The sequence below is a fragment of the Streptomyces sp. NPDC048196 genome (genome assembly GCF_040652715.1).
In the GTDB taxonomy this organism is placed as follows: domain Bacteria; phylum Actinomycetota; class Actinomycetes; order Streptomycetales; family Streptomycetaceae; genus Streptomyces; species Streptomyces siderophoricus.
In genome coordinates this window covers 182459-207922 of sequence record NZ_JBEZMM010000006.1, presented here as the reverse complement: position 1 = coordinate 207922, position 25464 = coordinate 182459, and the positions used below count along the sequence as shown (strand labels likewise).

The window sequence follows — 25464 nt, the reverse complement described above, 5'->3', positions numbered from 1 at the left end:
CGAAACGAAGGGGGCAACAGCCATGGACAGAGTGCTCAGGTGGCTGGTGTGGGCCATGGGGATCGCCTGTGTGGCGATCGGGGCCTTCCACCTCGTGCTCGGCATCGCCTCGGTACCGGGCGAGGGCTCGGCCGGGGCGACCGTGGACAGCCGGGAGCGGTTCTACAACGCGGTCTTCCTCGGGTACGGCCTGGCCTGGATCTGGGCGGCCCGGCAGTCACCGGTCCCGGCGAAGGCGGTGCGCGCACTCGCCGGGATCTTCCTGCTCGGCGGGATCGGCCGACTGCTCTCCCTGGCGGTGCACGGTCCGCCGCAGTGGTTCCAGGTCCCGCTGACCGTCCTGGAGCTCGTCCTGCCGCCGGTGTACTTCTGGCTGGCGGACGCGGACGAGCGGACCCCTGCGGCAACCGCGGAGCGCTGAGCGGCACCACGCGCGGCACCCTGCACACCGCGCGACAGAACACACTTTCGAATCTCTCGGTACGCTGGAGGCATGGGCACGCAACTCCAAGGCTCGCTCTTCGACCAGACCGACGAGATCCGGCTCGGACCGCTGCACGGCATCCGCCGGACCGAGCTCGGTGACGGGGCCTGGATCGATCTGCTGCCCGGCTGGCTGAGCGGGGCGGACGCGCTGTTCGTACGGCTCGTCGCCGACGTTCCCTGGCAGGCCGAGCGCCGGCAGATGTACGACCAGGTCGTGGACGTCCCGCGGCTGCTCGCCTTCTACCAGGCCGACGACCCGCTGCCGCACCCCGTCCTCACCGAGGCCAGGGAGGCGCTCTCCGCCCACTACGCCGACGAACTGCGCGAACCGTTCACCACGGCCGGGCTCTGCTACTACCGCGACGGCCGGGACAGCGTGGCCTGGCACGGCGATCGCACCGGCCGCGGCAGCCGGGCGGACACCATGGTCGCCATCCTCTCCGTGGGCGCGCCACGCGATCTGCTGCTCCGGCCGCGCCGCGGCGGCAGCACCGTACGGCGGCCGCTCGGGCACGGCGATCTGATCGTCATGGGCGGCTCCTGCCAGCGGACGTGGGAGCACGCGATACCCAAGAGCACCCGGGCGGTCGGGCCGCGGATCAGCATCCAGTTCCGGCCGCACGGCGTGCGCTGACCGGCCGGTCCGTCCGATGGCCGGCGACATCGTCCCACCTCGGCCGGTAACCCCTTTTTCACGACAACTTCCGTCAGGCGCTGACCGGAATGCGTCACTCGGGCAACGTCCGTGCCGTCCCGTCGGTCCTACTGCGCGGACTTCATCCATCACCTTCCTTTGGGGGCAGAAATGCGACGGTTGGCGACAGCGGCCACGGTGGTCGTCCTGACGGGCGCCGGGGTGCTCGGGACGGCCGGAATGGCCGGCGCCGCGACCGGCCCGGTGGGCAGGCACGGCACGGTCACCGCCTGCACGACGCACTGGGGGAGCCTCGACAAGACGGCGACCGAGGCGAACGCCCAGCCGCTGAAGAACATCACCACCAGCCGGAACACCTGCTACGACCGCATGGTCTTCGACCTCGGCGGCGCCACCGGCAAGATCGGCTACCACGTCGGCTATGTCGACGCCTTCCACCAGGACGGCTCCGGCGAGCAGATACCGGTCCAGGGCGGTGCCATCCTGCAGGTCTACGTCTCCGCCCCGAGCTACGACCCGGCGACCGGCAAGCAGACCTACGCCGGGACGGCCGGCAAGCCGCTGCCGGGCGTGAACATCAGCGGATACCGGACCTTCAAGGACACCCGCTTCGGGGCGAGCTTCGAGGGACAGACGCAGATCGGCCTCGGCGTGCGGGCCAAGCTGCCGTTCCGGGTGCAGCAGTCCGGCAACCAGCTGATCGTGGACGTCGCCCACACCTGGTGAGCCGCCTCCGCCGGTGAGACCGTGAGCCACTTCCGCCGCAGCAGACCCGGGGCCGCCCGGCCCCGGGTCTGGCTACCGGGGCGTACGGGCATATATGCCTGTGCCGATGCCCGTGCGCATGCCGGTGCGGAGGTGGCGGACCCGGGAATCCCGCGGAAGGAGCGGTGGCGATGGAACGGACCACGTGCTGTGTGATCGGCGGCGGTCCCGCCGGAATGGTCCTCGGCCTGCTGCTGGCCCGGGCCGGCGTGCAGGTCACCGTCCTGGAGAAGCACGGCGACTTCCTGCGCGACTTCCGCGGCGACACCGTGCACCCCTCGACGCTGGCGCTGCTGGACGACCTCGGCCTGGGCCGGCGGTTCGCGGCCCTGCCGCAACGGCGGGTGACGAGCGTTCAACTGCCGCTCGGGCCGGGCCGTTCGCTGGTCACCGTCGGGGACATCGGGGCGCTGCCGGCCCCGTTCAACTACATCGCGATGGTGCCGCAGTGGGACCTCCTCGACCTCCTGGCGGACGAGGCCCGGCAGGAGCCGTCGTTCGCCGTCCGTATGAGCACCGAGGCGACGTCGTTCCTCATGGAACGCGGCCGGGTGAGCGGCGTGCGGTACCGGACGTCCGACGGGCGGACCGGGGAACTGCGCGCCACCCTCACGGTGGCCTGCGACGGCCGCGGCTCGCTGGCCCGGACGCTGCCTGAGCTGGGCCGTGAGGAGTTCGCCTGCCCGATGGACGCCTGGTGGTTCCGGCTGCCGCGGCGGGACGGCGATCCGCACGGGCTCGTGGGTGGCGTCGGCGACCGCTTCCTCACCGCCATGATCGACCGCGGTGACTACTGGCAGTGCGCCGGACTGATCCCCAAGGGCACCGACGCCGAGCGCCGCGCCGCCGGCCTCGACGCGTTCATGGCCCAGTTCACCGCCGCCGTCCCCTGGCTCGCCGACCGGGCGCACGCCGTGCGGTCCTGGGACGAGGTCAAGCTTCTCGACGTACGCATCGACCGGCTGCGGCGCTGGCACCGGCCCGGTCTGCTGTGCATCGGGGACGCCGCGCACGCGATGTCGCCGGTCTTCGGCATCGGCATCAACCTCGCGGTCGAGGACGCGGTGGCCGCCGCCCGGTACCTCGTCGAACCGCTGCGCGCCGGGGCGGTGGGCCTGCGGGACGTGCGCGGTGTCCAGCGCCGCCGGTGGCCGACGACGGTGCTCACCCAGGGGCTGCAACGGGTGGCGCACGCCCGGGTCATCGAGCCGGTGCTGACCGGCCGGCCGCCGTTCGGCCACCCGCGGCGCGCCGAGCGGATGGCCGAACTGCTCACCCGTTCCCGGTGGTTGAACCGCGTGCCGGCGTACTTCCTCGCCTACGGCGCCCTGCGCGAACGCCCACCGGCCGCCTCGGTGCGCTGACGCGGTGCGCTGGCCCGGTGCGCCGCGCCGGCCGGTGCGCCGGCCCCGAAAAGCGTTTGACGCCCGCCACCGTCCGGCGGTCGGATGACGCCCCATGAGCAGCACCGAGCCGATGCATCCCGGCCTGCACCCCCTCGACGACGACCTCGTACGGCGGCTGATCGCCGGGCAGTTCCCGCACTGGGCCGGGCTGGCGGTGCAGCGGGTTCCGTCCGGCGGCACGGTGAACGCCATGTACCGGCTGGGCGACGACATGGTCGTACGGCTGCCGCTGGTGCCGGGCGGGGCACCGGACATCTCGTTGGAGCAGGAGTGGCTGCCCCGCCTCGCGCCGCGGCTCCCCACGGTCATCCCCGAGGTGCTCGCGGCCGGGGAGCCCGCCGAGGGGTATCCCTGGCCGTGGTCGGTGTACCGGTGGCTGGCGGGGGAGAACCCCGAGGCGGGCGCGCTGAGCGAGCCCGTGCTGCTGGCCGAGGACCTTGCCGGGTTCGTGACGGCGATGCGGAGCCTCACCCTCGACGGGGCGCCGGCGGCCCACCGCGGCGGGCCGCTCGCCTCGCTCGACGCGGCGACCCGGGCGGCCATCGAGGAACTGCGCGGCATCCCGGAAGAGGCCGTGGACGGCGATGCGGTGGCCGCCGTGTGGGCGGACGCGCTGCGGGCCCCCGGCTGGGACGGGCCGCCGGTCTGGCTGCACGCCGATCTGATGCCGGGCAATCTGCTGGTGGCCGGCGGCCGGCTGACCTCGGTGATCGACTTCGGCTGCCTGGGGGTGGGCGATCCGGCCTGCGACCTGTTCCCGGCGTGGAACCTGCTGCCGGCCGACGCCCGGAAGGTCTTCCGCGCGGCGCTGGACGTGGACGACGCGACCTGGACCCGCGGCCGGGCCCGGACGCTCTCGCAGGCACTGATCGCGCTGCCGTACTACCGGCGGACGAACCCGACGATGGCGCACAACGCCCGTCAGGTGATCCGGGCGGTGCTGGCCGAGGGCTGATTTCCGGGAGCGGCGGCCGCCCCGGCAGCGGGCCGAGGCCCCTCAGCCCTCGTCCGCGCCGTCGTCGGGCACCCAGCGCAGCACATCGCCCGGCTGGCACCGGAGCGTGCGGCAGATCGCTTCGAGCGTGGTGAACCGCACCGCCTTCGCGCGTCCGTTCTTCAACACGGCGACGTTGGCGGGCGTGATGCCGACGGCAGCGGCGAACTCGCCGACCGACATGTGGTGCCGGGCGAGCTGCACATCGAGGTCGACGACGATCGGCATCAGACCACCTCGGCCATCTCGGCCCGCAGATCCGTCGCCTTGCGCAGAAGGCCGCGCAGGATCACCACGAGCATGGCGAACGCCGCCCCCACGCCGACGCCCGCGAGCGCGGCGGCCAGGGCGCCGAGGACCGCCATGCCGTCGTCGGGCGACGGGATGTCGGCCAGTGCCAGATGCCCGGTGACCCCGAGCGCCAGCAGCGTCGCCACGACCGACGCCCCGATGATGAGGTCGACCCAGCGGAAGGCCGGCGGGCTGAAGAGCGCGTCGCGCCGGACCATGGTGAGCAGCCTCCACACCGCGACGAGCGCGGCCTGCACGCAGGCGACGCCGACGATGGCGACCGTCACATACGGCGTGGCGAACGGGGCGTACGGCGGGAAGCGGTCGACCTCATCGGCCGCCGTCGTCGGGATGACCACGATCTGGCCGAAGAGGCCGACCAGGATCGCCGCGACGACACCGGCCCGGAGCGCGAGGATGAAGAAGCGATGCATCTATCGATTGTCGATAGGTTTCGGTCGGAAGTCAATCGATGAGGGCCCCGACCCCGTCGAGGATGCACCGCAGGCCGAACTCGAACTGGTCGTCCGGACCGGTCTCCGCCGCCTCGATCACCCGGCGGGCGAACTGCGGGTACGCACCGCTCTCGACGACCTCGCGGATGTACGGGCCCACGCTGGCCTGCCACTGCTCCTCGGTCAGGCCGGTCCGCTGCCGGGCCTGGATCTCGGCGAGTTCCTGGGCGACCGCACCGAAGACGTACGCCAGCACGGTGTCGACGACGCGGGTGGCCAGGGTGATGTCCGGGGTGAGCGTGCCGGCCGCGGTGAGCGCGACGTCGTGCTGGCGCAGTGAGTTGGCGCCGAGTGCCGGGCGGCCGGTGAGCTCGGCGGCCAGCCACGGGTGGCGCAGCAGGGTGGTCCGCACCTGCCGGGCCACGTTCGCGAGGTCGGTGCGCCATTCGCCGGTCAGCGCGGGCGGCGCCTCCGTGCCGTGCACCTCGTCGATCATCAGGTCGAGCAGCTCGTCCCGGCCGGCGACATAGCGGTAGAGCGAGGCGGTACCGGACCGGAGTTCGGTGGCCACCCGGCGCATGGACAGCGCGGTCAGTCCTTCGGCGTCCGCGATCGCGAGTGCCGTCCGCACGATCTCCGCCACGCTCGGGGCCTGGCGTCGTGGGGTGCGCCGGTCCTTCGTCCAGACCAGGGGTGGCGCGGGCTCCTTCGCCGCGTCGGCCATCGCAGTCCTCCTCGTAGTGGGTGGTGCCGGGTCGGTCCGGACGCCGAACTCCCCGTTCAGCTGCGCCCGTTGCGAACAGCGTAGCGCAATGGCTACGGTGTTTCCGTTATGGCTACGGCGTCCTCATTCGGGCGCCGTGGTCTCCATCGCCTGCCCGGCAGCCGAAACGGGGGAGTTGTCATGCCCGAAAACCCTGCACGTCCGATGCCCGTCCACATCCCGGTCCTGATCGCCGGCGGCGGCACGGTCGGCCTGTCCGCCGCGCTGTTCCTGGCCCACCACGGCGTCCCGTGCCTCGTCGTCGAGAGCGAGGACCGGCCGTCCCGCCACCCGCGCGCCACCGGCATCGGCCCCCGGACCGTGGAATTCCTCCGGGAGACGGGAATCGCGGAGGCGGTCGACGCGGTGGCGATCGACATGTCCGCCGGAAACCTCGGCAAGATCTCCACCACCACGCTGGCCGCGGCCGAGCTGCCCGAGCCGGCGCCGTCCGCCACCGCGCTGCCCGCGGCCGACCCCGACGGGAAGGGCCGGTTCACCCCGGCCGCGCTGCGCGGCACCTGCCCGCAGAACCGCCTCGACGCCGTCCTGCTGCCGGCCGCCCGCGACCGCGGCGCGCTGGTGCACCACGCGACCCGGCTGCTCTCCTTCGAGCAGGACGCGGACGGTGTCACCGCGATCGTGCAGACCCCGCCCCGGCCCGACGGCCAGGGCGGCCGCCAGGTCGTCCGCGCGGAATACCTCCTGGCCGCCGACGGCGCCCGCAGCCAGGTGCGGGCCGCGCTCGGCATCGGCACCTCCGGCCCGGGCGGCATCGGCACGCCGATGGTGAACATCCTCTTCCGCGCCGACCTCCGTCCCTACACCAAGGGCCGGTCCTTCGTCTCCTGCGACATCATGTGCCCCGAAGCCCCCGGCATGCTGCTGACCGTCGACGGCGCCGAGGAGTGGATCTTCCACACGCCGTACGACCCGGGCCCGGACGAGCCGGGCACGCACGCACCGAACCGGGACGCAGCGGGCCCGCGCGCCGCCGGCACGGCCCCGCCGCTCGACGCGTTCACCCCCGCCCACTGCCGGGCGCTGATCCGTACCGCCGTCGGCGCGCCCGGCCTCGACGTCGAGGTGCTCAGCACCCTGCCGTGGCGCCCCCGCGCCCAGCTGGCCGACCGCTTCCGCGACGGGCGGGTCTTCCTGCTCGGCGATGCGGCCCACACCGTGCCGCCCGTCGGGGCGTTCGGCCTCAACACCGGGATCGCCGACGCCCACAACCTCGCCTGGAAGCTGTCCGCCGTGCTCGCCGGCCACGCCGGGCCCGCCCTCCTCGACAGCTACGAAGCCGAACGCCGCCCGGTCGCCGCCCGCACCCTGGAGCAGTCCCGGTTGCGGCTGGCCGACCCCCGGCTGCACTGGGACCGCAGCCCGCGGACGGCCGCCGCACGGCGCGCGGCCGGCGTGCTCGACCCGATGGTGGTGCACCTCGGATACCGCTACAGCTCCGGCGCCGTGCTCGACCCGCAGCCCGAACTCCCCGACCAGGACGACCTCGCACGCAGCCTGGACGGCACCCCCGGCTCCCGCCTCCCGCACCTCTGGCTCGACGGGGACGGACGCCGGCTCTCCACGCTCGACCTGGTGCGGTCCCGTTTCACCCTGCTCACCGGCCCCGGTGGCGACGCCTGGGTGGCCGCGGCCCGGGAGGTGGCGGACCGGCTCGGCATCGACCTCGCGGCGCACCCGATCGGACCCGGCGCCGCGGTGACCGACCCGGCAGGGTACTGGCCGGGCATCGCCGGACTCGCCGGGGACGGCGCGCTCCTGGTGCGGCCCGATCAGTTCGTCGGGTGGCGAGCGGCCACCCTGCCCGACGATCCGGCCGAGGTCCTCGCCGGAGCCCTCACCCGGCTGCTCGCCCGGGACGGCGGGCCGGCGTCCGGCGGCCGTGCGCGGTAGCGGGGCCGCCCGCCCCTCCAACGGCCCCTCCCCACCTGCCCCGCGCCCCGGCCCGCGATAGACAGGGACGACGAGCCGACGCCCGGTGCGCATGCCGCTCACCGCACGCATGCGCCGCACACCACGCGTACCCCGCGGACGTGCCGGGCCCTGAGGGTGAGAGGAGTGGCAGCGGACCGATGAACGTCGTCGTGGACCTCAATCGCTGTCAGGGCTATGCACAGTGCGCCTTCCTCGCCCCCGAGGTGTTCACGATGCACGGCGAGGAGGCCCTGCTGTACCGCCCGGTCGTCCCGGACGGGCAGCAGGAACGCGTGCTGCGCGCCGCCGCCGCCTGCCCGGTGCAGGCCATCCTCGTGGGAGAGGAGGCCGGTACCGGTGAACGGTGACCCGCGCGACGGCCGGATCGTCATCGTCGGCGCCTCGCTCGCCGGTCTGCGGGCCGCCGAGACGCTGCGCGACGAGGGCTTCGCCGGCTCGCTGACCCTGATCGGCGACGAGGCCCAGCCGCCGTACGACCGGCCACCGCTGTCCAAGCAGGTGCTGCTCGGACGGGTCTCCGCGGCCGACACCGGGCTGCCGCGGCGCCGCCCGGTGGACGCGCACTGGCGGCTCGGCGTACGGGCCACCGGGCTCGACCCGCTGGGCAAGCGCGTGCTGCTCGCCGACGGCACGGAGGAGCCCTACGACCGGCTGCTGATCGCCACCGGAACCCGGGCCCGCCCCTGGCCCAACCCGGAACAGGCCGCCCTGGAGGGCGTGTTCACCCTCCGCACGAGCGGGGACGCGGCCGGGCTCGCCGCACGGCTGGACGCCGGGCCGCGCCGCGTCCTGGTCATCGGCGCCGGCTTCACCGGCTCGGAGATCGCGTCCGGCTGCATCGAGCGGGGCCTCGCGGTGACCGTCGCCGAACGCGGACCGGCGCCGCTCGTCGGTGCGCTCGGCGGCACCCTGGGCGCCCTCGCCGCCAAACTGCAGCGTGCGCACGGCGTCGACCTGCGCTGCGGCGTGACGGTCACCGCCCTGGAGGGCGACCGCGCCGGGCGGCTCATCGGCGCCCAATTCTCCGACGGGACGCGGATCGACGCCGACGTCGCCGTGGTCGCCCTGGGCGCGGTCCGCAACACCGAGTGGGTGGCCGAATCCGGCATCGCCGCCGGCCCGCGCGGGGTCACCTGCGACGCGGGCTGCCGGGCGTTCGACATGTACGGGATCGTCACCGACGACGTCTTCGCGGCCGGCGACGTGGCGCGGTTCCCGCACCCGCTCTTCGAGTACCAGCTGCTGTCCCTGGAGCACTGGGGCAACGCGGTCGCCCAGGCAGAGGTGGCCGCCCACAACATGGTCAACCCCGGGCCGCGCCGACGCCCGCACCTGACCGTACCGGCCTTCTGGTCCAGCCAGTTCGGCCTGAACATCAAATCCGTCGGCGTCCCCACCTTCTCCGACCAGGTCGTCATCGCCCAGGGCTCCCTCAAAGAGCTCCGGCTGGTCGCCGTCTACGGCTACCGGGGGCGGGTCACCGCGGCGGTGAGCGTCAACCAGGCCAAATCGCTGGAGTACTACCAGCGCCTGATCGAGACCGCGGCACCCTTCCCGCCCGCGCCGGGCGCCGCCGACCAGGGCGAGTCCCCGGCCCCGGTCCCCTCCGACGTCCCGGACCCCAAGGTGCTCTCGCACGGCCCGACCGTCGCCCTCACCGGTCACCTGCCCGACCGTCGCCTGACCCTGGTCCAACCGGGCCGCTGAGACACGGACCGACCACCGTCCCCCACCGCGTGAGGAGCCCCGCCCATGGCCGCGGACCCCGAGACGCTCTTCGAGCGGATCACGGACTACGCCAGCCGGCCCGACCCGTACCCGCTCTACGCCGAACTGCGCGAGCACGGTGTGGCCCGGCAGCAGAACGGCAGCTACCTGGTCGGGACGTACCACGAGATCAACGCCCTGCTGCACGATCCGCGGATCAGTTCCGACCGCCGCAACCGCACCGACCCCGACGATCCGGGCGACGCGGAGCAGGGCATCCCGCCGTCCTTCATCGGCCTGGACGACCCCGAACACCACCGGCTGCGCAGCCTCGCCATGCGCTCCTTCGGGCCGCCCCACAACCCCGGCCGGATCGACGCCCTGCACGGCGAGATCACCCGCATCGTCCAGGAACTGCTCGTCGAGCTCCGGACCAAGGACCGCATCGACCTCGTCGACGAGTTCGCCTACCCGCTGCCGGTCACCGTGATCTGCCGCCTCCTGGGCGTACCGACCGAGGACGAGCCGAAGTTCCGCGGCTGGTCGGACACGATCGTGTCCGGGCTCGACCCCTCCCCGGGCGCGGACCCCGCCGAACGGCAGGGCGCGGTCGCCGACGCCCGGCGGGCGATGGGCCTCTACCTCGGCGAACTCGCCGAATCCCGCCGCGGCAACCCCGGCGACGACATGCTCTCCGCGTTCGCCACCGACCCGGGACCCGACCACGGCGGGTTCAACCAGATCGAAATCATGACGACCGCCGTGCTGCTGCTGATCGCCGGCCACGAGACGACCGTCAACCTGATCACCAACGGCATGCTCACCCTGCTGCGCCACCCCGAGGCGCTCGAACGCCTCCGCGACGAACCGGCGCTGATGCCCCGGGCGGTCGAGGAACTCCTGCGCTACGAGCCCCCGGTGCAGATGCTGCCGCAGCGCACCCCGCTCGCCGACATCGAGATCAACGGCGTCACCGTCCCGCGCGGCGCCCCGCTGATCCTCGTGCTCGCGTCCGGCAGCCGCGACCCGCGGCGGTTCGCCGAACCGGACCGGTTCGACCCGGGCCGCGAGGACAACCAGCACCTCGGCTTCGGCGGCGGCGTCCACAGCTGCTTCGGCGCCCCGCTGGCCCGGCTGGAGACGCAGGCCGCGCTCACCGCCCTCGTCCAGCACCTCGCCGGCCCCCGGCTCGTCGAGGACCCGCCCCCGTACCGCCGCAGCCCCGTCCTGCGCGGCCCCCGGCACCTGCTGATCGACCACGACCGGGCGGGTGGCTGAGGGCCGCGCGGAACACGGCGGAAGAACGCGACGGGGCGGGAACGGAGGAATTCAGCCGGCCGTCATCCGGCCGTTCCGCAATTGCCTCAGCCGGCCGTGCCGAAGTCCTGCGTCCAGTAGTCCCCGGGCTGGGCGAGACCGACACCGAGCTCCTTGAAGGAGCAGTCGAGGATATTGCGCTTGTGGCCGGGGCTGTTCATCCAGCCCTTCATCACGCTCTCCGGCGAGGAATATCCGTAGGCGACATTCTCGCCGTACGCGCTCCAGTTGTATCCGGCGCGGGTGATCCGCTGGCCGGGGTCCGATCCGTCGGAACCGGTGTGGGACATGTTGCGGTGCGCGGCCATGTCCTTGCTGTGGTCCTGCGCGGCCTTCGTCAGCTTCGCATTGAGCTTCAGCGGGGAACAACCGGCCTTGCTGCGCTCGCTGTTGACCAGCTTGAGGATGCTGGCCGCCGCGCTCGACGCCGGCGCGCTGCTCGGTGCCGCGCTCGGTGCCGCGCTCGTGGACGCGGCGGGCTTCGCCGTGGTTCCCGCGCTCGGCTCGGTGTGCGATCCGGCGCTTCCCGAGTGGTGTCCCCAGTGGTGGTGGGCGTGCCCGTGCCATTTCCCGTGGCCCCAATGGCCTTCGGCCGGTCCGTTCAGGCATGCCATGGCGGCGGTCGGCACGGCGAGCGCGCTGACGGCCAGGGCGCCGATGGCTATCTTCCGGTAATGCCTCGTCCGGCGGTGCTTCGTCATCGATGACCTCACTCGGTGATGGGGGTCGTCATTTTTGGAAAGCCCCGCCACATAAGGCAAGGAAAGGCAGGAGGGGGTATCTACTAATCCGTTTAGTAGCACGTGCCGGCCCTTGTCGTCGGCGGTGAGGTGTGCTGCCCGGTACCGGCAATTCCCGGGAATGTCTGTCGCCCCGTCAGAATTGCCCTCATGCTCGTCCCGTGGGGACAAAAGGCCGACCGGTCGCATACCGTCCGCGCATCCACGGGGAATCACCGCCTCAAGGTGGACAAATCCCTTATGTCGGCGGAAGGGATTCCTACTAGGCGGCTTAGTGGCGGCCGGTGGAGGTTATGGCAGATGTCACAGGGAGGTGTCGGCGAAGGCGGCGGTCAGTTCCTCGGTGACCGCCCGGGCGCCCGGCGAGACCCACCGCCTGCGGTGCCGGACGAGCTGCACGGGCACGGGCGGGGCCTCGGGCCCGTGCACGACGGCCAGTCGGCCGTCCGCCAGCTGCCCCTCGACCGTCAGTTGCGGCAGCAGGGTCAGCCCCAGGCCCGCCGCCACGCACGAGCGGGCGGCATCGATGCTGCCGAACCGGGTGATTCCGGGACGAGTTCCCGGTACGCCCCGCAGGGCACGGACCAGCCGGTCGCTGTACGAGCAGCCCTCCTCGTGGACGAAGAAGCTCTCCCGGGCCAGCTCCTCCCAGCCGGCGGTCCGCCCGGCGAGCGGATGGTCGGGCGCCGCGACGTACGCCAACGGCAGCTCGGCGATCCGGTGGGCCAGGAGATCGCTCTCGGCCACCTCCGGCTCCAGCACCAGGGCCAGATCGAGCCGGCCACCGCGCAGCCCGTCCATCGCCGCCGCCGTACCGACCGCGTTCAGATGGACCTCCAGACCGGGATGGGCGCGCCGCAGGGCGGCGATCACCGACGGCAGCCGCGAGGCGCACAGCGAGTCCGCCGCCCCGATCGTGACCTGGCCCGCCACGCTCCCGTCCGCCGCGTCCCCGTGCCAGGACGAGGCCGTCGCCCGCAGCCTGGCCACCGCGTCGAGCACCGCCTCGGCCTCCGCCAGCAGCCGCAGCCCGGCGGCGGTCGGGACCGTCCCCGACGGCAGCCGGTCGAACAGCGGCGTCCCCAACTCCTTCTCCAGCGTGCGGATCTGGACGGTGACCGTGGACTGCGCAAGATGCAGGGCGCGGGCCGCGGCGGTGAAGCTGCCCGCTCGCGCGAGCGCCACGAACGATTCCAGAAGCCGGGTCTCCATCCCTCCACGCTATCGCGAAGCCCGATGGAGTCCAGCAAGATTTATCGTTGGACGCGATGACTGTGGCGGTGACACGGTGAACCCATGACGAACCACACGACGCCCTCCCTCGACTCCCTTGACTCCCGTGACTCCCTCACCCACCCCGCCGCACCCGCGGACACGGACGTCGAGGTGCTGCGCTACTCCGCCTTCACCACCGACCCCGCGGGCGGCAACCCGGCCGGTGTGGTGCTCGACGCCGAAACCCTCGACGACACCCGGATGCTGGCGATCGCCGCCGAGGTCGGCTACTCCGAAACCGCCTTCGTCACCGCACACGACACCGCCGCCCGCCGCTACCGGCTGCGCTACTTCAGCCCCCTCGCCGAGGTCGCCTTCTGCGGCCACGCCACCATCGCCACCGCGGTCGCCCTCGCCTCCCGGGCCGGCACCGGAGAGCTGGTCTTCGACACCCCGGCGGGGGAGATCCGGGTGTCCACCACCGTCCAGGACGGCTCCCTGCGCGCCACCCTCACCAGCGTGCCCGCGCACTCCCGCCCGGCCGGCGACGCCCTCGTCGACACCGTCCTCGGCGCGCTGGACTGGAGCCGGGACGACCTGGACCCGCACCTCCCGCCGCACATCGCCTTCGCCGGCAACGACCACCTCGTCCTGGCCGTCCGCAGCCGGGAGCGGCTGGCGGCCCTCGACTACGACTTCGACGCCCTGCACGACCTCATGCGGGAGCACGGCTGGACCACCGTGCACCTCGTGCAGCGCCAGGCGCCGGACCGCCTCGACTTCCACGCCCGGGACCCCTTCCCGGTCGGCGGCGTCGTCGAAGACCCGGCGACCGGCGCCGCCGCCGCGGCCTTCGGCGGCTATCTGCGCACGCTCGGCCTGGTCACCGAGCCGGTGCGGGCCCACCTCCGCCAGGGCGAGGACATGGGCCGGCCCAGCGACCTGTACGTCGACATCGACCCCGACGACGCGCGGATCAGGGTGACCGGCGCGGCCGTTCCGCTCACGGACTAGGGCCGGAATGCGCCTGGGCACACCGGCGTTACGGATCATGCGGACGGCCTCCCGCCGTCCGCACCGTCGCCCCGCGGCGGCCCTGCAAGCGAGAGGCAGTCATGAGCGCATCCCCGTCGTCCGGTGGAGTCACCGTCCGGTATGTGGGCGGTCCCACGGCACTCCTGGAGATCGCCGGGGTGCGGCTGCTGACCGACCCCACCTTCGACCCGCCCGGTGACCACCCCATAGGCGAGCGGAAGTTGGTCAAGACGGCGGGCGCCGCGCTCACCCCGGAGGAGATCGGCCCGGTCGACGCGGTGCTGCTCTCCCACGACCACCACCCGGACAACCTCGACCGCACCGGCCGGGCGTACACCGCGAAGGCACCGCTGGTGCTGTCCACCGCCGCCGCGCGCGAACGGCTCGGCGGGCCGGTCCGGGCGTTGGCCGACGGCGAACGGATCGCCCTGCCCCGCCCGGACGGCGGCACCCTCACCGTCACCGGAGTCCCCGCTCAGCACGGCCCCGACGGCACCGAGCACCTGGTCGGCGAGGTCACCGGCTTCGTGCTGTCCGGCCCTGGCCTGCCGACGGTGTACGTCAGCGGCGACAACGCCTCACTCGACGTGGTGCGGTCGATCGCCGAGCGGTTCGGGCCGTTCGACGTGGCGCTGCTGTTCGCCGGCGGGGCACAGACCCCGCTGCTCGGCGACGCGTACCTCACCCTCCCCAGCGACCGGGCCGCCGAGGCCGCCGGCATCCTCGGCGCCCGCCAGGTCGTACCCCTGCACTTCGAGCACTGGGGCCACTTCACCCAGGGCGGCGACACGCTGGTCGACGCCTTTCGGAAGGCTGGCATCGAGGACCGGCTGCGGCTGCCGAAGCCGGGGGAGCAGATCGATCTGTGACCGCCCGGACCGGCCGGCGCGTCAGGCCCGCGGGCCGGCGTTCCGGCCGGCCACCGGCACGTCCAGCGGCCGGGCGATGCCCACCACGTTCTCGTCCAGCCGCTGCAGATGCCGCAGCACGCGGAAGGTGACGGTCCCCGACCGCAGCGCCGGGGAAGCGCTCGCCTCCAGCATCGCCGCGATGCTGGCCCCGGCCTCCACCTCGCCCTCGGCCGGCTCGTCCCGCACCCGCGCGGCGATCAGGTCCAGGTTCCGCGCGATGCGCTTCCCGGCGAGCGAGAGCCGCGGATCGGCCGCGATCGTCCTGCTGTACGGCACGAGTTCGGCCGTCGCCGCCAGCGACCGGGCGTGATAGGCGCAGGTCTCCAGCAGCGCCACCAGATACTGCGCGGTCTGCCGCCGCACCCGCAGCGGCGTGATCGGATGCGTCAACGGCCGGGTGGAGGCCCGCAGTTCGTCCAGCGCCGTGTCCAGATCACGGGCCAGTCCCAGCAGGTCGACGGCGGGCCCGCCGCTCAGCTGCTCGACCGCCGCGGCCACCACCTCCCGCAGCCGCACCAGCACTGTGTCCAGGTGCTCGTCCGTCCGCCGGTCGGTGTGCACCGGCAGCACCAGCATCGCGGCGATGATCCCGCAGGCCGCGCCCAGCGCCGTCTCCTCGATGCGCAGCACCAGCACGGACAGGCTGTAGGTGTCGAGGAGGGTGTAGAGCAGACCGAGCATCGCCGTGACGAAGAACGACATCAGCGCGTACGACAGCGGCGCGGTGAAGAACATGCCGAAGACGCACACCAGCACCAGGGCGAACGCGGTCCAGGTGTGGTTGCCGACCAGGCCGGCCAGCGCGACACCGGCGACCACCCCGAACACCGTGCCCACCAGCCGGCGGTAGCCCTTCACCAGGATCTCGCCCGTCGACGAGGTGTTGAGGAAGACCACCCAGCAGGTGAGCACCGCCCAGTACCAGCGCTGGCTGGACAGGAACTCCCCGCCGACGATGGCCAGCGCCGAGCCCACCGCGACCTGGCAGGCCGCCCGGGTGGTGGGCCGCTGCAGCCCGGTGCGGTCGTCCTCGGGCTCGTCGCCGGCCTCGCCCGTCCCGGCCACGATCGCGAGGTCCTCGGCGTCGAACTCCTCCCGGGATCGCGTGGTGGCCGGCGAGTCGTCGGACTCGTCCTGCGGCCCGTCCAGCGCCAGCCGCAGACCCAGCACGGCGCGCGCGGCCTCACCGATACCGCGGAAGGCGTCCTGGACGGCCGGCGAGGCCGGCGGCAGCTTGTCCTCGTCGCGGTAGCCGAGCAACCGGTTGCGTACGTGCGCCAGCGCCGTACCGCGGTCGTCCGGCGCCCGCCGCGCCACCAGCAGGTTCAGCGCCTCCAGATCCCGGCGCAGCCGGGTGTGCACATCGCCACCGGTCTCCAGCACGCTCGTGGTGGTGGGCAGTGCGGCGTGCGGGAGGTGCAGGGTGAGGGTGTCCGCGCGTTCCGCGCTGCGGGCGTTGAGCAGCAGCATCCCGAGCCGTTCGGCGGCGATCTCGGCGTCCGCGACCCGGCGCTGAAGCAGCCCGGCCGTGGTCTCGTTGGGGGTGCCCTCCTCCAGGCGGCCCTGGATCATCAGCGCCGCCTCGTGCAGCCGCGCGGTGTCCCGGCGCAGATCGTCGAGGACGTCGTCCAACTGCCCGGGCTCCGCGTCCATGAGGGCGAGGTGCGTGGCCACCAACTGCGCCAGTCGCGCCCGGAAGGCGGCGCGCAACCGGCCGAGGGTGCGCTGCGGGGTCTCCGGGACGACGGTGAACCGTACGACCGCGCTGCACGCGAAGGCGACGGCCAGGGTCAGCGCCACCTGGGGCAGTGCCGGCACGGTGGCCCGCACGAACAGCGACACGAAGTAGACCTGGAACCCGATCAGTCCGAGCGCCGTGCCGCGGTCACCGAACCGGCGGGAGTACACGGCACCGAAGATCAGCGCCAGGAAGGCCAGGTCGCCGGCGATGACGTCGGCGTGCAGCAGCGCTCCGAGGGTCATCGCGGCGAGCGCGACGGGCAGGCCCAGCGCCAGCGTGATCGCCTGGCCGCGGACCTCCTTCTCCCGGATGGCGAAGGTCGCGACCATCGCCGTCATCGCGCCCGCGACCATCAGGGTGACGCCGGTGTGGAGCAGCGCCAGGACGACGAGCGTGACCAGGATCGCCCCCACCGTCCGCAGCCCCGCCATCAACCGCAGCAGTCCGGGATCGGAGGCCGCGAAGCGGTCCCAGGTACCGGTCACAGCCCGTCGTATCGCTGACATCACGCCGCCCTACACTCCCGATTCTCGTCCTGAGCAGGGACGACTCAGCATCCCATGGCGGCTTTCCGGGGCCGCGGCCGGTCGGCGCGCCCGATCCGGAAGACGAAGAAACGGGCGAATTGCCCTGTCCGGCGGGTTATTACGGTACGGCGCCGAATGCCGCCCGAGGCCGGGTGAATTCCCGCGGCAAGACATTGTCCCGAAGGGCATTGCCCACCCGTTCAACTGCCCAAAGATTCAATACCCAGAAGACCGCGCACTCGCAAAACTCTTCACCAGTCGATCGGAACTTCCGGTCCAGGTAAGGCCGCTTCCGGACCACCTGCGGGTACGGCCGTACCGCACCGTTGATTTGAGGAGTCTTCATGCGCAACAAGATGCGAATAACCGCAGCAGCCCTGACCGCCGCCGTGGCCCTCGGCGTCGCCGCGCCGGCCGCGTCCGCCGCCACCGAGGCCCCGGCCCGCACCGCCGCCGTGCAGACCCTCACCGTCGACCAGGCCCGCACCGTCCTGCCGGCGAACCTGTCGCAGCAGCTCGCGGACGCCGCGGCCAAGACCGGTGGCGCCAGCACCGCCGCGCAGACCGGCGCGAGCCAGGTCAAGCCGCACGGCATCATCGACAAGCTGAGGAAGAAGGCCCTGAAGGCCGCCTTCAAGCGCCTGCCGAAGAGCTGGCAGAAGAAGCTCATCTCTTGGGCGAAGAAGGGCAAGGGCTACTTCACCAAGCAGTGGAACAAGCTTCCGAAGTGGATCCGCAAGACGCTGACGCTGGGCGGCATCATCTCCACGAAGGTCGCCATCGAGTGGCTGATCGACATCATCCTGTGAATTCCCGCCGCTAGCGGAATCCCAGGCTGAACGACGTGCGCCCCTGGTACGCTCCGGCGACCCGGGGCGCACGCCGTATATCCACCAATTCCCGTTCCATGGCAGCGAGTTAGCGGAAGGCCACTGGTCGCCGGACACACCCTCGGCGGGCCTTTCCCACACTCGCCGCCGACCCCCGGACGCCGGCACCGCCCGCCCGCCCACGTAACCGAGGAGCAACCATGGCGCACGAAACACAGCAGGCTTCCGGAACCGACGAATCGCCGTTGAACCACACCTGGCCCGTACTGCTGTTCATCGTGGCGAACATCGGTACCGGCTTCGCCGCCGACCGCCCGGTCATCTTCTGGATTTCCGCGGCCGTCGGACTTCTCGGCATTCTGGCCACCGTCGGCTGCCTGAAGAAGATGTGGAACATCCGGCACGAACAGCCCAGTGCCTATTTCTGGGGCCTGGTGCTCATCGCGTATTCGGCCTACCTCATCTATTCCGTCGCCGATCACGTCGTCTGACCTCGGACGAGGGGGCCGTGCCCACTACTGCCCCTTGTTCAGCACCCGGCTGACCGGGGTGAGCAGCTGGAACACCGACGTGAGGGAGGTCGCCGCCCGGGCCACTTTCCCGTTGGGCCCCAGCTGATTCAGCTTGGCCAATTCCTCGTCCACGCTGAACAGCAGCGGACGGTCCGTCTGCGAGGCGTTCGCGGCAGGATGGACGGCGGCCGAGGCCCCGGCAGCCAGCAGCAGGGCGGCGAACGTACGGTTCATTTTGGTCATGCCGTTCTCAACGACAGCGCGGCCCGATGGCAACCGCGGTCGCGAAACTCACACTTTATGACGCCTGGCGCCGCCGTCGGTCCGGTTCCACGATCACCACAACCCCTCCGGGGGCTGAACTGTCTCCCTGGGCAAAGACACCTCGGGAACCCGCCGGACCACGGGCTCCCGGCGCAGAGAACGGACCTGCCATGCCCAGCGTGCAGCACATCGGCGGAGCGACCAGGACGTCGAGGGAGGCGGGGCCGACGGTGCCCCCCGGGAACAGCCCGAGCCCGGCCCACGCCGTCCGTCCCGCCGGACGCAGGATGTCCACGCTCGCCTCGGCGGCCTGCTCGGTACTGCTCGCGGCCGGCCTGGTTTCCCTGGACGCCGGCCCGGCCACCGCCGCCACGCCCGGCCTCCGCGGTGACTTCAACGGTGATGGCCACGGCGACGTGGTGGCCGCCTCGGACGGCGGGGCGGGCCGGATCACCGTGCTCTACGGCGCGGCCGGCGGCCTCGGCTCTGCACGAGCCGTCCTCGACCAGGAGTCGCCGGGCGTACCGGGCCACAACGAGGACGGGGACGGCTTCGGCCGGGCCCTGGCCGCGGCGGACTTCGACGCCGACGGCTTCAGCGACCTCGCGGTCGGCATCCCGCACGAGGTGGTCGGCACCGGCCCCTGGGAGGCCGGTTCGGTGACGATCCTGTGGGGCGGACCGTCCGGCCTGTCCGGCGGTACGCCCCTGCCGACCGGCGCGTCGGACCCCGAGGGCCCGTACAGCGCGGTCGGCGCGACCCTCGCCGCCGCGGACTTCACCGGTGACGGCCACCCGGACCTGGCCGTCGGCCACGAGGGCGGAGTGCGGCTGCTCAAGGGCCCGTTCACCCGCACCGGTGCGAACGGTGGCGTCACCGTGCACCGGCTCCCCGAAGGGAGCGAGTGGATCGACGCCGTACGGTCCGCCGACATGGACGGCGACGGCCGCGCCGATCTGCTCGCCGAGGCGAATCCCCAGCCCGAGAACGACGCGGACACCTCCTCCGGCATCTGGTGGTTCGCCGGGGCGTCGGACGGGCTGGCAGCCGGAAAGGTGGTGCCCGGCCTGCCGGACGGCGCACACCTCGCCGGCCGCAAGGCCTTCACCGCGGGCGACCTCGACGGCGACGGACGGGCCGATCTCGCGGTCGGCAGCCGGGGCGAGGACAGCAGCAGTGGCGGTGTGGGCGGCCGGGCGACCGTCGTCTACGGGGCGGCAGCCGGCCCCGGCACCGGGCGCCCGACGCTCTCCGTCGACCAGGACACCGAGGGCGTCCCCGGCACGTCCGAGCCCGAGGACGCCTTCGGCGGGGCGCTCGCCATCGGTGACGTGGACGGCGACCGCATCGGCGACCTCGTGATCGGTGCCCCCGGGGAGACGCTCGGTTCGGGCACGGTGGCCGTGAAATCGGCCGGCGCGGTGACCGTACTGCGCGGCTCACCCGACGGACTCACGACGGCCGGGGCGCAGATGTACACCCAGGACAGCCCCGGAGTTCCCGGCGCCGCCGAGTCCGGCGACCGCTTCGGCGCGGCCCTGCTGCTCACCGACACCGACCACGACACCCGGGCGGACCTCGCCGTGACCGCCGACGGCGAGAACGGCACCGGCATGGTCTGGCGCCTGCCCGGCAGCCCGGCCGGCCTGACCGGCACCGGCTCGGCCTACTACGGGGCTCCGGCCGCTCCCGCCGTACGGTTCGGCGTGCCGCTGGAGGGCTGAGCCGGCCCGCCGGCTGCCGGTGGCCTCCCGGGGGCGGCTTGCGCCGCGATGAGGCCGAGCAGTTCCGTGGTGGCCTCGCCGATGTCCAGGAAGTCCCGCATGGCCTTCGTGAACACCCGGAACCGGCCCTCGGCGATCGCCCGCCGGCAGCCGGCGCCCGCCTGCCCGCCCCGCCGCTGCAACTGCGCCCACCGCTGTTGGGCCCGCGGGTCCGGCAGCGGAAAGTAGCGCCCGGCTTCCGTCACGACCTGCTCGACGGCGATGCAGTGCGGACGGATCCGGCGGGCGGCGAAACCGCGGTCGGTGAGCGCCGACTTGTCCTGCAGCACCGTGACGATCCCCAGCACCTCGGCCCCGAAGCGCCCGGTGAGGTTCCTTCCGCCCAGCCGGAGCCAGGCGTCCGTCTGCGCACCGAGGACCTGGGGCGAGGCGGCCGGGATCGCCTCACGGGGCACCAGCTGCTTCGTGCTCCAGCGCTTCCCGGATACCGGTCCCGGAGTACGCCCACCCCATGGTCAGCACATGGCCGTCGGACTGCCACCAGGCGTACCACAGGGCGAACACCGCCCAGGTCGCCGCCAGCCCTAGCAGCATCGCCGGACGCAGCGTGCGTCCCCGCCACGACCGCACCGACAGCTCCGCGTACTGCGCCGTCCAGCACAGGATGTCCACGCCCATCACGATGAGCAGGACGAACGCCTCCGGATGCCGCGGCAGCCACCGCGTGCTCCCGGACGTCGTGCTCATCAGCAACTCGCCGACGACGAGCCCCACTCCGAGCCACCACCCCGCACGCAGCCCCGACGGCACCCGCCCGCCGGTCAGCACCGCCCGCGCCACACCGCGCCACAATGCCACGCCCGGAATCGCCGCGATCAGGCCCGCGAGCAGGGCCGTCAGCGGCCCGAGCACCCACCCCTGTCGCACGCCCGGCAACAGGTCCGTCAGCTGGTCGCCGACGATCGTCGACGTGGCACCGGCGACGAAGAGGGTGCCGGCGTGGGGCGCGAACAGCTCCCGCGGATCGCTGAGCGACGCCACCCGCCGGTCCCAGGAGGGATGCGTCCGCCACAACGCGGCGAACGATCCCCAGAACCCCCCGGCCCCCCGGACCCGCCGTCCCTGCCGTCCCCGCCGTCCTGCGCCAACTGCCCTTGCGGCGGCGGCAGCACCAGCCGCGCCACCACCCGCTCGGCCAGCGCGGTCGCCGTCTCCGACGCCAGCCCGCTCTCCGCCCCCAGCTCCAGGACCCGCTGTCGTACCGACTCCAACTGCTCCGCCGTCAGCGGGGGAACGACCCTGACCGCCGCGGGCCGGCGCGCCACCCTGCGCAGCCACGCCTTCGACCGGCGGCCCACGTTCTCGACGGCCGCGCCCGCCACCTTCCGCGCCGCCTCGTCCAACGCCAGCCACACCACCGGCGTCACCAGCGCCATGAGCTCCTGCACCCCGAACCCGAGAGGTTCCCGGGCCCGTCCCCGCCCCCTCAGCCGCGCCACGGCCCGCTCGTCGTCGATCCTCAACAGCCCTTCGACCAGGACGACTTCGTCCGGCGCAACCTCACCGACGACCTCCCGGACCACCTCCCGCACCGGGACCCCGCCCCGGCCACCCCCGCCGGCCCCGGCCCCCACGCCCTGCCCGCCCGCAGCACGACCGTCGGTCCCCCGCACCGATTCCATCCGCCCCAGCCCCCTCGTCGCCCTCAACCTCACCCCGAACGAACGACCCACCGCCCCCACATCGTAGTAACGCCCTCTCTCCGGTGCCTCCGACAGCGGGCTTTCCGTCTTGGCAAGATGGCCGCAACAGGGGGAAACCCTGGGGAAGTCCGAGAAGGGACCGAGGCACCATGGCCGTCGTCCACCACACCACACTCAAGCCCGGCAAACTGGAGCTGCTCACCTCATGGCTGCCCACGCAGCCCTGGTACCTCGGCACCGGGAGCGCGCCGGACCTCACCAAGGCCGGGGGATTCCGGCTCGACGATCCGGACGGTGAGGTCGGCCTCGAATTCATGGCCCTCACCGATGCATCCGGCGACCGGCCGGTCACGTACCACGTACCGCTCAGTTACCGGGGCGCCCCGCTGGAGGGCAGTGCGCACGCGCTCGTCGGGAACACGGAGCACGGGGTGCTGGGACGCCGCTGGATCTACGACGGCACTCACGACCCGGTCCTGATCGCCCAACTCTTCGCCCTCATCGCCGGCAAGGCGCAGGCCCAGGACCAGAATGCGAGCGACGCCGTCGACCCGTCCGTCACCGCATCGTTCACCGCCGCCGCCCTGGAGGCGAGCGTCAGCGGCGGCGGGTCGGCCGCGCTCACCCTCGTGGACGTGCTCAACGGACCGCGCGGCACCGACGCCCTCGTGGCCGTGGAGCCCGGCGGGCGCCTCACCCTCGCCATCCATCGCGTACTCCAGCCGCACCGTGAGGACGATTCAACTCCCTCCGAACCGGAGGTGATTGGGCACGTCACCGCTGGCTGGAAGCTGCCCGACGGCACCACAGCACACGGACCGTTCGTCACCGTCCATGACGGTGCGCCGGACCGCACCACCGCATAGGGGGAGTTGCGGTGGACCGACAACCCGTATGTGCCGGGCCGACCGCCCATATGGCCCAGAGCGGCAGAAGGCTCATCCGGAGGGGGACTGATGCCCGCCGTGCAGGTCGCGGCAGGTAGCCTGCCCCGGTCAACATCCCGTTGATCTTCAGCCTCAGTCGAGCAGTCCACCATGGGGGACCCCGGAATGTCCGCACCGCCGCCGTACCAGAACCAGCCGCCGCACCAGCAGTACGGCTATGCGCAGCCGGTCCAGCAGCCCTACGGACAGCAGCCGTACGGACAGCAGCCCTACGGACACCCGCAGCCCCCCGGCGGTCCCCAGCGGCCGCCGCAGCGCAGTCCATTGCGGGGGCTCATCACCGCCGTTGTCATTCTGGCCATCTTCGGCGGCGGGGCCTGGTACGTGTGGGACTACAACACCAATCCCCACGGCGGTAAGGCCAAGGAGGAGGCCGATCGGGTTGCCCGGCGCGAGGCGGCGGACAAGAAGTACAACCCCAAGATCGGCGACTGCGTCAAGATCAAGGACCCCCAGGGCGAGCCGGTGACGCTGATCGTCGACTGCGGTTCCGCCGATGCCGAGTACAAGTTGGGCGAGCGGCTGGACGGGCCCGCCCAGAAGTGCGGGCCGAAGTGGGACTACGGCATCGAGTACGTGGGCCGGCACACCGCCAGCTACACGTTGTGCTTCAGCAAGGTCTGATCCGCCGCTCGCGGCTGCTCGCTCCTCGCTTGTCCTGTTCATCATGTGACGCCGGCCGTCGCCCGTATCCTGCGGGCGGCGGCCGGCTTCGAGGTACGGGGGGCGAGGGTCGGCGCAGGCCGCCCGCCCTCTACGCGCGCTTTCTGGAGCGTCAGGCTCAGTGGCGCGACGACCTGTCGGCGGAGTTGGCGGATCGCCTGGACCTCGATGCGGACACCGACCTGTACCCGCGGATGGCCGCCGGCATGGCGCTGAACGCCTGGCGGAGCGGGAAGGCTGCCGGATCCGCCGCCCCGCCAGGTTGAGATGGTGCCGCGGGCTCAGCCGATCAAGGGGATCCACCGCTGGTCGTCGGACCCGGTGCACGGTGCGAGGGCTACCGCGCTGCGATTTCCGGCATCGGCGATGCAACCCCTCGCGAACTTACGGCTGATGAGGGCCGAGCCCTCGTCTCTGTTCGCGTAGTCCCAGTACTGCGCCTGGATTCCGGAATTGCAGTCCTCCAGTGCGATCTGCTGCCCGATGGCCTTGGCCGTGACGCACCGGCCGGGGTGGATGGCGCTTTCCAGCTGGTAACCCTGGAACCTTCCGGACTTCAAGAAGAAGTCCTGAGTTCCGGAGATGTCGGGAGTCCAGGACTTGAGGGTGTCGTTTCCGAAGGCGTCGAGGTTGCGGTCGCTGCCGACGTTCTGGAACGTGTACCGCACGTCCGGCCGGATCGTCGGGACGGTCGCCGCCTGGGCGCTGCCGGTGGCCAACAGACCCACGCTCAGCAGGGCGGATGCGGACAGAACGGCGGCGATGGCCTTGCGACTTGCCACGGGCTCCTCCTGACCTGGTGACGCTGTGCGCGCCACGCGAAAAGGTTGGTTGTGCACTTTCCCAAGGCATGTGCCTCGGAAAGGAACCTATGGCTGTCCGCTGCCCGCCCGGAAGCCGAGTTCCGGACGTCGAATAGGCCGAGCGGTTTCCCTTTCAAGGGAATTGCATTCCCAGAGTAGGGGCTTTACGGCAAGGGGTCGTTCGGCCTGTCCGAAGGCCGTCCGTACGGCATGCCGGCCGGTTCGGCCGAATGCGGAGAATTTCCGGCCAGTACTCGGTCGTCAGTATGCGGTGCCGGACGGGAGAGGATAGAGGGCGGCCGCTACGGGGGCGGGGGCGGCCCGCTGGTTTCCTTGCCCGGGAGGGAGGTTTGCTCCGACGGTTGCGTCGTCATCAGGGCGTGCGTGAGGGGTGGCGAAACCCGTCCTTCGGCGCGAAACGGTGCGCGACGGCGACGGCGTACGTGGCCGGATCCCGGCAAAGCGTGACATCGGCGCAGGTGTCGGCGTAAAGCTGCCGGGCGCGAAGGACGGGCGCCCGGGGGGGAGGGGGAGGTGTCCGCGCGGGGTCAGCCTGTCCGTGGGCCGAGGGCACCCGCGGGGATGTGGGTGCGCGCCGAACTGGTGATGCGGTAGCGGCCGTTCGGCACGGGCGCCGCGGTGACGTGGACGGCGAGCGGGCCGGCCCACTCGTAGTCGTGTTGTGCGGCGTGCTGCGCCAGGACGTCAGTGAGTCGCTGGCCTATCTGGCCGCCCTGCGCGGCCAGTTCGTCATGGACCTCGGGTGCGAGTTCGACCGTGTACTCATTGGGCACGAGGACGCGGTGCTGGCTGCAGACGATCGCGTGGTCGTCGCATTCACGCCGCAGGTCGTCGCACAGTTCGACGGGATCGTTCCCGGTGATCTTGGCGATCAGCGCGCTCTCGCAGTCCTCCACTACCTGTTCCATCTGCTTCAGAAGTCCCATGGGAGGGCGCGTGCCCGCGAGCGCCGTGGACATGCGGACACAAGAACTCCAGGTGAACGCACAACCCTTCACATCCTTCGTGGGTCTCGTGATCGGAGTCAGTGGAC

At 72.4% G+C, this 25464-nt stretch carries 28 protein-coding genes and 1 pseudogene; 18 read left to right on the top strand and 11 right to left on the bottom strand.

The features are described from left to right. Positions 1–22 precede the first annotated feature (22 nt). The 5 genes from AB0E02_RS10235 to AB0E02_RS10215 all read left to right on the top strand — a co-directional run bounded on the left by AB0E02_RS10235 (position 23) and on the right by AB0E02_RS10215 (position 4267). A complete protein-coding gene (locus AB0E02_RS10235) occupies positions 23–421 on the top strand; it encodes a DUF4345 domain-containing protein (RefSeq protein WP_362137555.1) in 399 nt (132 codons plus the stop codon). Between the two features lie 72 nt (positions 422–493). After that, positions 494–1120, top strand: a complete 627-nt coding sequence (locus AB0E02_RS10230) for an alpha-ketoglutarate-dependent dioxygenase AlkB (RefSeq protein ID WP_362137554.1) — start codon at positions 494–496, stop codon at positions 1118–1120. Positions 1121–1291: 171 nt separating this feature from the next. Then, positions 1292–1867 (top strand): hypothetical protein, encoded by a 576-nt coding sequence (locus AB0E02_RS10225; RefSeq protein ID WP_362137553.1) that lies wholly within the window; start codon positions 1292–1294, stop codon positions 1865–1867. A gap of 170 nt (positions 1868–2037) precedes the next feature. Further along, positions 2038–3270, top strand: a complete 1233-nt coding sequence (locus AB0E02_RS10220) for an FAD-dependent oxidoreductase (protein ID WP_362137552.1) — start codon at positions 2038–2040, stop codon at positions 3268–3270. A gap of 94 nt (positions 3271–3364) precedes the next feature. Then, positions 3365–4267: an aminoglycoside phosphotransferase family protein gene (locus AB0E02_RS10215; protein ID WP_362137551.1), complete on the top strand. Its 903-nt coding sequence runs from the start codon at positions 3365–3367 to the stop codon at positions 4265–4267. A 42-nt stretch (positions 4268–4309) separates the two neighbouring features. On the opposite strand, the gene AB0E02_RS10210 is transcribed toward AB0E02_RS10215, so the two are convergent. From AB0E02_RS10210 to AB0E02_RS10200, 3 genes are read right to left on the bottom strand one after another with little or no spacing between them, the layout of a single operon-like run. After that, the gene (locus AB0E02_RS10210) at positions 4310–4534 is read right to left on the bottom strand and encodes a helix-turn-helix transcriptional regulator (protein WP_362137550.1); all 225 of its coding nucleotides are present in this window, start codon (positions 4532–4534) and stop codon (positions 4310–4312) included. Next, the gene (locus AB0E02_RS10205) at positions 4534–5031 is read right to left on the bottom strand and encodes a DUF2975 domain-containing protein (protein WP_362137549.1); all 498 of its coding nucleotides are present in this window, start codon (positions 5029–5031) and stop codon (positions 4534–4536) included. The genes AB0E02_RS10210 and AB0E02_RS10205 overlap by 1 nt, the downstream gene beginning before the upstream one ends. 31 nt (positions 5032–5062) lie before the next feature. After that, complete coding sequence (locus AB0E02_RS10200; RefSeq protein WP_362137548.1) at positions 5063–5776, bottom strand: TetR/AcrR family transcriptional regulator C-terminal domain-containing protein; 714 nt, start codon at positions 5774–5776, stop codon at positions 5063–5065. A 180-nt stretch (positions 5777–5956) separates the two neighbouring features. Between AB0E02_RS10200 and AB0E02_RS10195 the strand changes: the two genes are divergently transcribed. The 4 genes from AB0E02_RS10195 (at position 5957) to AB0E02_RS10180 (ending at position 10756) form a co-directional block, all read left to right on the top strand. Continuing rightward, complete coding sequence (locus tag AB0E02_RS10195) at positions 5957–7729, top strand: FAD-dependent monooxygenase (RefSeq protein ID WP_362137547.1); 1773 nt, start codon at positions 5957–5959, stop codon at positions 7727–7729. Positions 7730–7908: 179 nt separating this feature from the next. Continuing rightward, positions 7909–8118, top strand: coding sequence for a ferredoxin (locus tag AB0E02_RS10190; protein WP_201801089.1), 210 nt, complete (start codon positions 7909–7911; stop codon positions 8116–8118). Beyond that, positions 8108–9478, top strand: a complete 1371-nt coding sequence (locus AB0E02_RS10185) for an FAD-dependent oxidoreductase (protein WP_030411827.1) — start codon at positions 8108–8110, stop codon at positions 9476–9478. Before AB0E02_RS10190 ends, AB0E02_RS10185 begins: the two co-directional genes overlap by 11 nt. A 45-nt stretch (positions 9479–9523) precedes the next feature. Beyond that, positions 9524–10756, top strand: a complete 1233-nt coding sequence (locus AB0E02_RS10180) for a cytochrome P450 (protein WP_362137545.1) — start codon at positions 9524–9526, stop codon at positions 10754–10756. 86 nt (positions 10757–10842) lie between these two features. On the opposite strand, the gene AB0E02_RS10175 is transcribed toward AB0E02_RS10180, so the two are convergent. Both AB0E02_RS10175 and AB0E02_RS10170 read right to left on the bottom strand, forming a co-directional pair. After that, on the bottom strand, positions 10843–11496 hold the full coding sequence (locus AB0E02_RS10175; protein WP_362137543.1) for a CAP domain-containing protein: 654 nt from the start codon (positions 11494–11496) through the stop codon (positions 10843–10845). 342 nt (positions 11497–11838) lie between these two features. Continuing rightward, on the bottom strand, positions 11839–12747 hold the full coding sequence (locus AB0E02_RS10170; RefSeq protein WP_362137542.1) for a LysR family transcriptional regulator: 909 nt from the start codon (positions 12745–12747) through the stop codon (positions 11839–11841). Positions 12748–12831: 84 nt separating this feature from the next. Between AB0E02_RS10170 and AB0E02_RS10165 the strand changes: the two genes are divergently transcribed. Continuing rightward, the gene (locus AB0E02_RS10165) at positions 12832–13764 is read left to right on the top strand and encodes a PhzF family phenazine biosynthesis isomerase (protein WP_362137541.1); all 933 of its coding nucleotides are present in this window, start codon (positions 12832–12834) and stop codon (positions 13762–13764) included. Positions 13765–13865: 101 nt separating this feature from the next. Next, positions 13866–14654, top strand: a complete 789-nt coding sequence (locus AB0E02_RS10160; RefSeq protein ID WP_362137540.1) for an MBL fold metallo-hydrolase — start codon at positions 13866–13868, stop codon at positions 14652–14654. Positions 14655–14675: 21 nt separating this feature from the next. Here AB0E02_RS10160 and AB0E02_RS10155 read toward each other — a convergent pair whose 3' ends face one another. Further along, positions 14676–16943, bottom strand: coding sequence for an FUSC family protein (locus AB0E02_RS10155; RefSeq protein WP_362137539.1), 2268 nt, complete (start codon positions 16941–16943; stop codon positions 14676–14678). A 365-nt stretch (positions 16944–17308) separates the two neighbouring features. Between AB0E02_RS10155 and AB0E02_RS10150 the strand changes: the two genes are divergently transcribed. After that, on the top strand, positions 17309–17773 hold the full coding sequence (locus AB0E02_RS10150) for a hypothetical protein (RefSeq protein WP_362137538.1): 465 nt from the start codon (positions 17309–17311) through the stop codon (positions 17771–17773). A gap of 221 nt (positions 17774–17994) precedes the next feature. Continuing rightward, on the top strand, positions 17995–18285 hold the full coding sequence (locus AB0E02_RS10145; RefSeq protein WP_362137536.1) for a hypothetical protein: 291 nt from the start codon (positions 17995–17997) through the stop codon (positions 18283–18285). A 24-nt stretch (positions 18286–18309) separates the two neighbouring features. Here AB0E02_RS10145 and AB0E02_RS10140 read toward each other — a convergent pair whose 3' ends face one another. Further along, on the bottom strand, positions 18310–18549 hold the full coding sequence (locus AB0E02_RS10140; protein WP_362137535.1) for a hypothetical protein: 240 nt from the start codon (positions 18547–18549) through the stop codon (positions 18310–18312). Between the two features lie 308 nt (positions 18550–18857). Between AB0E02_RS10140 and AB0E02_RS10135 the strand changes: the two genes are divergently transcribed. Beyond that, on the top strand, positions 18858–20294 hold the full coding sequence (locus AB0E02_RS10135) for an FG-GAP and VCBS repeat-containing protein (protein WP_362137534.1): 1437 nt from the start codon (positions 18858–18860) through the stop codon (positions 20292–20294). Here AB0E02_RS10135 and AB0E02_RS10130 read toward each other — a convergent pair. Both AB0E02_RS10130 and AB0E02_RS10125 read right to left on the bottom strand, forming a co-directional pair. Beyond that, positions 20240–20749, bottom strand: a complete 510-nt coding sequence (locus tag AB0E02_RS10130) for a hypothetical protein (RefSeq protein WP_362137533.1) — start codon at positions 20747–20749, stop codon at positions 20240–20242. The genes AB0E02_RS10135 and AB0E02_RS10130 overlap by 55 nt on opposite strands. Then, a complete protein-coding gene (locus AB0E02_RS10125) occupies positions 20739–21335 on the bottom strand; it encodes a hypothetical protein (protein WP_362137532.1) in 597 nt (198 codons plus the stop codon). Before AB0E02_RS10125 ends, AB0E02_RS10130 begins: the two co-directional genes overlap by 11 nt. An 18-nt stretch (positions 21336–21353) precedes the next feature. Between AB0E02_RS10125 and AB0E02_RS10120 the strand changes: the two genes are divergently transcribed. The 4 genes and pseudogenes from AB0E02_RS10120 to AB0E02_RS10105 form a co-directional block, all read left to right on the top strand. Continuing rightward, on the top strand, positions 21354–22043 hold the full coding sequence (locus AB0E02_RS10120) for a hypothetical protein (protein ID WP_362137531.1): 690 nt from the start codon (positions 21354–21356) through the stop codon (positions 22041–22043). A 103-nt stretch (positions 22044–22146) separates the two neighbouring features. Further along, entirely contained in the window at positions 22147–22863 is a 717-nt protein-coding gene (locus tag AB0E02_RS10115; RefSeq protein WP_362137530.1) for a 1,4-alpha-glucan branching protein, read from the top strand. Positions 22864–23034: 171 nt separating this feature from the next. Then, on the top strand, positions 23035–23568 hold the full coding sequence (locus tag AB0E02_RS10110) for a hypothetical protein (RefSeq protein ID WP_362137528.1): 534 nt from the start codon (positions 23035–23037) through the stop codon (positions 23566–23568). A gap of 116 nt (positions 23569–23684) precedes the next feature. Further along, a pseudogene (locus AB0E02_RS10105) lies at positions 23685–23831 on the top strand (TetR family transcriptional regulator); the annotation flags it as partial. A 57-nt stretch (positions 23832–23888) separates the two neighbouring features. Here AB0E02_RS10105 and AB0E02_RS10100 read toward each other — a convergent pair. Then, positions 23889–24389 (bottom strand): RICIN domain-containing protein, encoded by a 501-nt coding sequence (locus tag AB0E02_RS10100; protein WP_362137527.1) that lies wholly within the window; start codon positions 24387–24389, stop codon positions 23889–23891. Between the two features lie 569 nt (positions 24390–24958). Then, positions 24959–25357 carry a DUF3662 domain-containing protein gene (locus AB0E02_RS10095; protein ID WP_362137526.1) on the bottom strand — a complete coding sequence of 133 codons (399 nt, stop codon included), beginning with the start codon at positions 25355–25357 and terminating at the stop codon, positions 24959–24961. Positions 25358–25464: the final 107 nt, after the last annotated feature.